Source organism: Stenotrophomonas maltophilia complex sp. Om-AH-Sm3, assembly GCF_059337855.1.
In genome coordinates this window covers 44,818-52,508 of record NZ_JBYBLQ010000024.1, presented here as the reverse complement: position 1 = coordinate 52,508, position 7,691 = coordinate 44,818, and the positions used below count along the sequence as shown (strand labels likewise).

Here is a 7,691-nt window from a genome sequence, read left to right as displayed (position 1 = left end):
AGACACGTGTCGACCAAGGTCGACACCCACCAACAGCAGTGCAGTACGCAGTCCCGGCAGATCGCGGAAATCTGTCGAAGGCGGGGTGGGTCCGGTTGCGGGGGCGTGAGCCGCATGGATGCGGCGACCGAGCTTACATGGACGTACTTGCAGCGTCCCCCGCAACCGGACCCACCCCGACTCCCCGCAGGAAACTGGCTTCTGCTGTTGCTGTTGCTGTTGCTGTTGCTGTTGCTGTTGCTCCAGCTCGTAGCAGGTGCAGGGCGCAGCCCTGCCGAACACCCCCTCTCATGCTGCGCCGCAGAATGCATTCGGCTGAACCTGCATGCTCTACTTGAATCGATCTAAATTCACGGTCTGGTGGGTCGGGCGTCATTCCAGGGGGAGCTCTCTGCAGGTCAGGGCAGGGCTCAGCGGAACGGTGCCGGACGGCCCCGGCCGTCTGCCTCCGCGTCATCGACTACAGGAACCCGACATGCGTCCAGTGCCGTCCGCTCCCGCCGTCCCATTGTCCTCGCGCCCGCTGGTGCGCCTGGCCTGCCTGCTCGCGCTGTCGTCAGTGCCGGTGCTGCTGCAGGCCGCACCGGCCGCGCTGGAACGCGAGGTCAATACCTTCATCGGCAGCAAGGACGACGGCAATACATTCCCGGGCGCGTCGGCGCCGTTCGGCCTGATCCAGGTCAGCCCGATCGGCAGCCACTATTCGGGCTGGCGCTACGACGACGAGAAGATCCGTGGCTTCGGTCATTCGTTCATTTCCGGCGCCGGCTGCTGGGAGCAGGGTGGCCAGGTGTCGGTGCTGCCGGTGACCGGTTCGATCGGTCCCGGCGGCGATTTCGATACCGGCAATGCCAAGCAGTTCGACCACAAGGCCTACGCATCGACCTACACCCACGATGGCGAGGTCGGCCAGGCCGGCTACTACAAGGTGCGCCTGACCAGCTACGGCGGCATCGATGCGGAAGCCACCGCGCGCACCCGTGCCGCCGCCGAGCGCTACACCTTCAGCCAGCGCAGCGGCGATGGCCACGTGCTCGTCAATGTCGGCCAGGCCAACGAGCGCCATTCGGTGATCGGCAGCGTGGTCGATGTGGTCGGCGATCGTGTGGTGGAAGGCAAACTGGTCACCAAGAGCTTCTGTGGCGGCCACCAGTACACCACCTGGTTCCGCATCGAGTTTGACCGTCCGTTCAAGGCGCATGGCACCTGGGGTGAGGGCGGTGGCCTGCCGGGCGCGCGCCACAGCATGGAAGGCGAGCAGAAGCCGAACGGCGCCTGGCTCAGCTTCGACCTGGCCAAGGGCCAGTCGGTGACGGCGGTCAGCGCGATCTCGCACGTGGATGCCGAAGGCGCGCGCACCAACCTGCGCGCAGAAGGCATGCAGAATGGGGTGCTGCTCGGCTTCGACCGCATGCGTGCGCTGTCCCAGCAGTCCTGGCGCGAGCAGCTGGGCCGGGTGCGTGTTCAGGGCGGCACTGCCGACGACCGCGCGGTGTTCTACAGCGCGGTCTATCACGCACTGCTGCAGCCGATGACCGGCAACGACGCCGACGGCCGCTACCGCGGTTATGACGACGGTATCCACCGCGCCGATGGCTGGACCTATTACGAGTACTTCTCGCTGTGGGATACCTACCGCGCGCAGAACCAGTGGCTGGCGCTGACCCGCCCGGACGTGGCGCGCGACATCGGCCGTACCCTGCTGGCGATCGACGAACAGGTCGGTTGGCTGCCGCGCTGGGGTTATGCCAACTTCGAGACCAACATCATGACCGGCGATCCGGTCACGCCGTTCATGGTCGACCTGTGGCGCTTCGGCGCGCTCAAGGGCCGTGAATCGCAGGCCTGGGATGCACTGCGCCGCAATGCCTTCGGCACGCCGCCACTGAACTCGCGCATGGCCGGACGCTCCGGCAACCCGACCTACCTGGACAAGGGCTATGTGGCCTACGACCGCGCGTTCCCGTCCAAGGGCATGGATGTCGATCCACACCATGGTGGTTCGGCCACGCTGGAATATGCGTTGGCCGACTGCGCGCTCTCGCAGATGGCCGATGGCCTGGGCCATGCGCAGGATGCGGCGACGCTGCGTGAGCGTGGCCGCAACTGGCGCAAGGTGTGGGACCCGCAGGTGCGGGATGCCGAGACGGGTTTCACCGGCTTCCCGCGCCCGCGCACCGAGGATGGCCAGTGGTACACGCCGGCCGATGGCCACTACAGCCCGCGTTCGCACCACGGTTTCCATGAGGGCACGGCGTGGCAGTACCAGTGGCTGGCGCAGCAGGACGTGCCGGGCCTGGTCGAAGCGATGGACGGCCGCGAACAGGCCGGTCGCCGCCTGGATGCGTTCTTCGCGATGGACGCGCTGCAGGCCGATCCGCTCAATGCCGCCCGCAAGGCGTGGGTGGTGGGGCCGTACAGCTACTACAACCAGTTCCGCTACAACCCGAACAACGAGCCGGACCTGCACTCGCCGTGGCTGTACACGCTGATCGGCCAGCCGTGGAAGACCGCCGCCGTGGTGCGTGCCGCGCAGCAGTTGTTCACCAATGCCCCCAATGGCGTGACCGGCAACGATGACCTCGGCACGATGTCGGCCTGGTACCTGTTCAGCGCCATCGGCGTGTACCCGGCGGTGCCGGGCAGCGGCCAGTTCCTGCTGCACGCGCCGCGCTTCAGCAAGGTCGAAGTGGATATGGGCAATGGCCGAACCCTGCGCATCGACGCGCCGGGTGCCGATGGCCGCCGCCTGCAATACGTGCAGGGTGTGCGGGTCGACGGCCAGGCGCATGCACCGGTGTGGCTGGACTGGGACCGCCTGCAGCAGGGCCCGCGCCTGCAGTTCGCGCTCGACGCGAAGGCGCCGGAGCAGGGCTGGGGCACCGCGGTGAAGGACCTGCCGGTGTCCTGGTGCGCGGCACCGGGCAGCCAGCTGCGCTGAGCCGGACTGTGCCGTTCGCGCTGACCCAGCGAACGGCACGGCACGACACGGCCCTGATCCATTAGGCTTGAGCCTCCAGCGGAGTCCGGGAAGACGATGAACGACAACGGCAACAGTCCCAGCAAGCGCGCCGGCAAGGCGGTGACGGTGACCGACATCGCGCGCGCGATCGGCGTGTCACGGGCAACCGTGTCGCTGGTGCTGCGTGGCAGCCCGCTGGTCAACGTCGATACCCGCGCCAAGGTCGAGGCCGAACTGCGCCGCCAGCGTTACGTCTACAACCGCGCGGCGGCCAACCTGCGCCGTCGTACCTCGTCGAGCATCGCGCTGGTGATCAACGATCTCTCCAACCCGTTCTTCGCCGAGTTCGCATCGGGCGTGGACGAGGCGTTGGGCGGGCGTGGCTACGTGACCCTGCTCGGCAGCACGGGTGAATCGCCGGAGCGGCAGCAGGCGGTGCTGTCCACGCTGATGGAGCACACCCCGGCCGGCCTGATCCTGTCGCCGGCCGAGGGCAGCGATACCGCACAGCTGCGGCAGGCACTGGGTGCCAATGCCAACGTGCTGCTGTTCAACCGCGAACTGGCCGGGGCCGACTGGGACTTCCTGACCCTGGACAACCAGCACGGCGCCTATCTGGCCACGCGCCACCTGATCGAGCGCGGGCACCGCCAGATCGCGTTCTTCGGGGGCCACGCCGCATCCAGTTCCTGCCACCAGCGCCGCGCGGGTTTCCAGCAGGCGCTGGCCGAGGCCGGTCTTTCGCTGCCGCCGGGCTGGATGATCGAGTCGGCCCCGAACCGCCTGGAAGCGGCAGCGCGCACCGATGAACTCTTCGCCGACGGTCATCGGCCGAGTGCGGCGGTCTGCTACAACGACACCGTCGCGCTGGGCCTGATGCTGGGCTTGAACTCGCGCGGCATCCGTCCGGGCGGCGATTTCGCCGTCACCGGCTTCGATGATATTTCCGAGGCGGCGGTGGCCGTACCGCCGTTGACCACGCTCACCGCCGACCCGCGCGAACGTGGCCGCCAGGCTGCGGCGCTGCTGCTGCAGCGGCTGGACGAACCCGACGCGCCGCCTCGACGCACGGTCGCGCCGGTGCAGTTGCGCATCCGCGAAAGCAGTGCCGCACGACCGAACTGATTCCTTCCGCATACCCCTTCCACGCAACAACGACCTTCCGCGCATCGAGGCGCGTACCGCATGCCGATCTCCGCAACGCCCCGTCCATCGGGTTCTTCTTCCAGCGGCACCGCGCCGGTGATGAACGCACGTGCCGCACTGGCGGTGGCCACCACGATCTTCTTCATGTGGGGCTTCCTGACCAGTCTGAACGATGTGTTGATCCCGCACTTGAAAGCGGTGTTCGAGCTGAACTACACGCGTGCGATGCTGGTGCAGTTCACTTTCTTTGGCGCGTACTTCCTGATGTCGTTGCCGGCAGGCCGGCTGGTGGCCCACCTTGGTTACAAGAAGGGCATCATCGCCGGCCTGCTGATCGCCGGTGTCGGCGCGCTCGGCTTCTGGCCGTCAGCGGCGTTGCGCACGTACGACGCGTTCCTCGCTTCATTGTTCGTGCTGGCCACGGGCATTACCGTGCTGCAGGTTGCTGCCAATCCGTACGTAGCGCTGCTGGGGCCTGAACAGACCGCCTCGAGCCGCCTGACCCTGGCCCAGGCGCTGAATTCGCTGGGTACCACGCTGGCACCATTGTTCGGAGGCTTCCTGATCCTCAGCACCACGGTGAAGAGCGGCGACGAGATCGACGCCCTGCCCGTGGCCGAGCAGGTGGCCTATCGCGCCGCTGAAGCGCACTCCGTGCAGGGGCCATACGTGGGCCTGGCGATCGCGCTGGTGCTGCTGGCAGTGTTCGTCTACCTGTTCCGCCTGCCCAGTCTGGCCGAGACCACCGAGAAGGCCGATACGAATCATCACACGTTGCTGGATGCGCTGAAGCAGCCGCACGTGTTGTTCGGTGTGCTGGCGATCTTCTTCTACGTGGGCGCCGAAGTCTCCATCGGCAGTCTGATGGTGAATTATCTCGCCCTGCCGGAGATCGGTGGCATGAGCGAGCAGCAGGCCACGAAGTATGTGTCGGCCTACTGGGGATGCGCGATGGTTGGCCGTTTTGCCGGTTCCTGGCTGTTGGCCAAGTATTCGCCGCGGCGTCTCCTGGCTGGCTTCGCTGTCGCCAATGTGATTCTGCTGGGCGTGACTCTGGCCGCCAGCGGCAAGGCGGCCATGTACGGCATCGTGGCCACGGGCCTGTTCAACTCGATCATGTTCCCGACCATCTTCTCGCTGGCAATCGAACGCTTGGGGCCGCTGACCAACAAGGCGTCAAGCCTGCTGATCATGGCCATTGTCGGTGGTGCGGTGATCCCGCTGCTGCAGGGCATGCTGGCCGATCGCATTGGCCTGCACCTGAGTTTCTTGCTGCCTATCGCCTGCTACCTCTACATTATTTTCTACGGTCTGGTGGGCTCGCGCCCGTCGACCCGCATTCCGCAGGGAGGCTGAGTCCGGAATGGGTGCCATTGTCTGCTTCGGCGAAATTTTGATCGATCTACTAGCGCAGCCGCCGGCCTCGGCCGACACGCCGCGCGCCTTCCTGCAGTACGCCGGTGGTGCACCGGCCAACGTTGCCGTTGCGGCTGCACGGCTGGGCGCTAAGACCCAGTTCGTGGGCATGCTGGGCCGCGACATGTTCGGTGACTTCCTGGCCAACAGCCTGGTCGAGCACGGCGTGGGTACCGATTACATCGTGCGTACCGATGCGGCCAAGACCGCACTGGCCTTCGTCGCACTGGATGCCAGCGGCGAGCGCAGCTTCAGCTTCTATCGCCCGCCGGCAGCCGACCTGCTGTTCCGTGACAGCGACTTCCAGGCGGCGTGCTTCGACAGCGCACAGTGCTTCCATGTCTGTTCCAACAGCCTGACCGAAGCGGCCATCGCCGAGGCGACCTTCGCCGGCATGGATCGTGCGCGCGCGGCTGGTGCGGTGGTCAGCCTCGACCTCAATCTGCGTCCGGCGCTGTGGCCGGCGAACGAGGACCCGACACCGCGCCTGTGGCAGGCGCTGGAACGCGCCGACCTGGTCAAGCTGTCGCGCGAGGAGCTGGACTACCTGGCCGCGCCGCTGGGTGCCGATGGCGAGGCAGCGGTACTGCGGCGCCTGCTCGCTGCGCGCGCGCGCTGGGTGATCGTCACCGACGGTGCGGCCACGCTGCACTGGTACACGCGCGACAACCACGGCACGGTCACAAGCTTCCGCGTGGCTACCGTCGACACCACGGCGGCTGGCGATGCTTTCGTCGGTGGCGTGCTGGTTGGGCTGCTGGAGCGCGGCGGCGCCGGTGCCGGTTTTGCCGCCTTCTGCCAGGACCCGGAGGCGATCACCGCCACGCTGCGCTTCGGCGCCGCGGTCGGCGCGCTGGCTGTTACCCGCAAGGGCGCGTTCGCCGCGATGCCCTCGCTCGATGAAGTGCAGCAGCTGCTGCAGGCCCAGGACATTACCGCATGAGCACCTCCCCCGACTTCCGTTCGCCCGCGTTCCTGCGCGCGCATATCGCCGACACGATGGCGTTCTACCACCCGCGCTGCATCGACCCGAACGGTGGCTTCTTCCACTACTTCCGTGACGACGGCAGCATCTACGACGCCAACCATCGCCATCTGGTGAGCAGCACGCGTTTCGTCTTCAACTACGCGATGGCCTACCGCGAATTCGGCAACGCCGAATACCGTGAGGCGGTCGAGCACGGCGTGCGCTACCTGCGCGAGGTGCACCGCAACCCGGCCACCGGCGGTTACGCCTGGACCCTGCGCGACGGCAAGGTCGAGGATGACATGAACCACTGCTACGGCGTGGCGTTCGTGCTGTTGGCCTACAGCTGCGCACTGAAGGCCGGTCTCGAACAGGCCCGCGCATGGATGGACGAGACCTGGCAGCTGCTGGAAGCGCGCTTCTGGGAGCCCCAGCACGGCCTCTACAAGGACGAAGCCGATGGGCAGTGGAACTTCACCGGCTACCGTGGCCAGAACGCCAACATGCACATGTGCGAGGCGATGCTGGCCGCCTTCGAGGCCAGCGGCGAACAGCGCTATGTGGAGCGCGCGCTGCAGCTGGCCGACAACATGACCCGTCGCCAGGCCGCCAAGGCCGGTGGCCTGGTGTGGGAGCACTACGATTCCAACTGGGAGATCGACTGGGACTACAACCTGGACGACCCCAAGCACCTGTTCCGCCCGTGGGGCTTCCAGCCGGGCCACCAGACCGAATGGGCCAAGCTGTTGTTGATCCTGGACCGCCATGTGCAGGTCGACTGGCTGGTGCCGACCGCGCAGCACCTGTTCGACGTGGCCGTGGCGCGCAGCTGGGACGAGGCGCGGGGTGGCCTGTACTACGGTTTCGCGCCGGAGTCGCGCCGGCAGCCGGGCATGGATGGCGCCCCGATCGGTGGCGACAGTTTCGTCTGCGACGACGACAAGTATTTCTGGGTGCAGGCGGAGACGCTTGCGACCGCCGCACTGATGGCCAAGCGTACCGGCGATGACCGCTATTGGCAGTGGTACGAGCGTATCTGGGCGTATTCGTGGGAACACTTCGTCGATCACCGGTACGGCGCCTGGTTCCGCATCCTCGATGCCGACAATCGCAAGTACAGCGACGAGAAGAGCCCGGCCGGCAAGGTGGATTACCACACCATGGGTGCGTGTTACGAAGTGTTGAACGTGGTGCGTTGAG

General features: G+C 66.7%; 5 protein-coding genes. All 5 read left to right on the top strand.

The annotated features are described in order from the left end of the window. The first annotated feature begins 475 nt into the window (after positions 1 to 475). A complete protein-coding gene (locus AC10QF_RS19260) occupies positions 476 to 2,941 on the top strand; it encodes a GH92 family glycosyl hydrolase (RefSeq protein ID WP_494542705.1) in 2,466 nt (821 codons plus the stop codon). A 96-nt stretch (positions 2,942 to 3,037) separates the two neighbouring features. Then, positions 3,038 to 4,087, top strand: coding sequence for a LacI family DNA-binding transcriptional regulator (locus AC10QF_RS19255; protein ID WP_005416345.1), 1,050 nt, complete (start codon positions 3,038 to 3,040; stop codon positions 4,085 to 4,087). A gap of 60 nt (positions 4,088 to 4,147) precedes the next feature. Continuing rightward, on the top strand, positions 4,148 to 5,464 hold the full coding sequence (gene fucP, locus AC10QF_RS19250; RefSeq protein ID WP_072169083.1) for an L-fucose:H+ symporter permease: 1,317 nt from the start codon (positions 4,148 to 4,150) through the stop codon (positions 5,462 to 5,464). A 7-nt stretch (positions 5,465 to 5,471) separates the two neighbouring features. Then, complete coding sequence (locus tag AC10QF_RS19245; protein WP_494542704.1) at positions 5,472 to 6,467, top strand: carbohydrate kinase family protein; 996 nt, start codon at positions 5,472 to 5,474, stop codon at positions 6,465 to 6,467. Further along, positions 6,464 to 7,690 carry an AGE family epimerase/isomerase gene (locus tag AC10QF_RS19240; RefSeq protein WP_065177594.1) on the top strand — a complete coding sequence of 409 codons (1,227 nt, stop codon included), beginning with the start codon at positions 6,464 to 6,466 and terminating at the stop codon, positions 7,688 to 7,690. Before AC10QF_RS19245 ends, AC10QF_RS19240 begins: the two co-directional genes overlap by 4 nt. The last annotated feature ends 1 nt before the right edge of the window (position 7,691 follow it).

What these genes read in the sequence shown, in the direction of transcription:
- AC10QF_RS19260 (WP_494542705.1), top strand. Translation starts at nt 476, where the DNA reads ATGCGTCCAGTGCCGTCCGCTCCCGCCGTCCCATTGTCCTCGCGCCCG.
- AC10QF_RS19255 (WP_005416345.1), top strand. Translation starts at nt 3,038, where the DNA reads ATGAACGACAACGGCAACAGTCCCAGCAAGCGCGCCGGCAAGGCGGTG.
- fucP (WP_072169083.1), top strand. Translation starts at nt 4,148, where the DNA reads ATGCCGATCTCCGCAACGCCCCGTCCATCGGGTTCTTCTTCCAGCGGC.
- AC10QF_RS19245 (WP_494542704.1), top strand. Translation starts at nt 5,472, where the DNA reads ATGGGTGCCATTGTCTGCTTCGGCGAAATTTTGATCGATCTACTAGCG.
- AC10QF_RS19240 (WP_065177594.1), top strand. Translation starts at nt 6,464, where the DNA reads ATGAGCACCTCCCCCGACTTCCGTTCGCCCGCGTTCCTGCGCGCGCAT.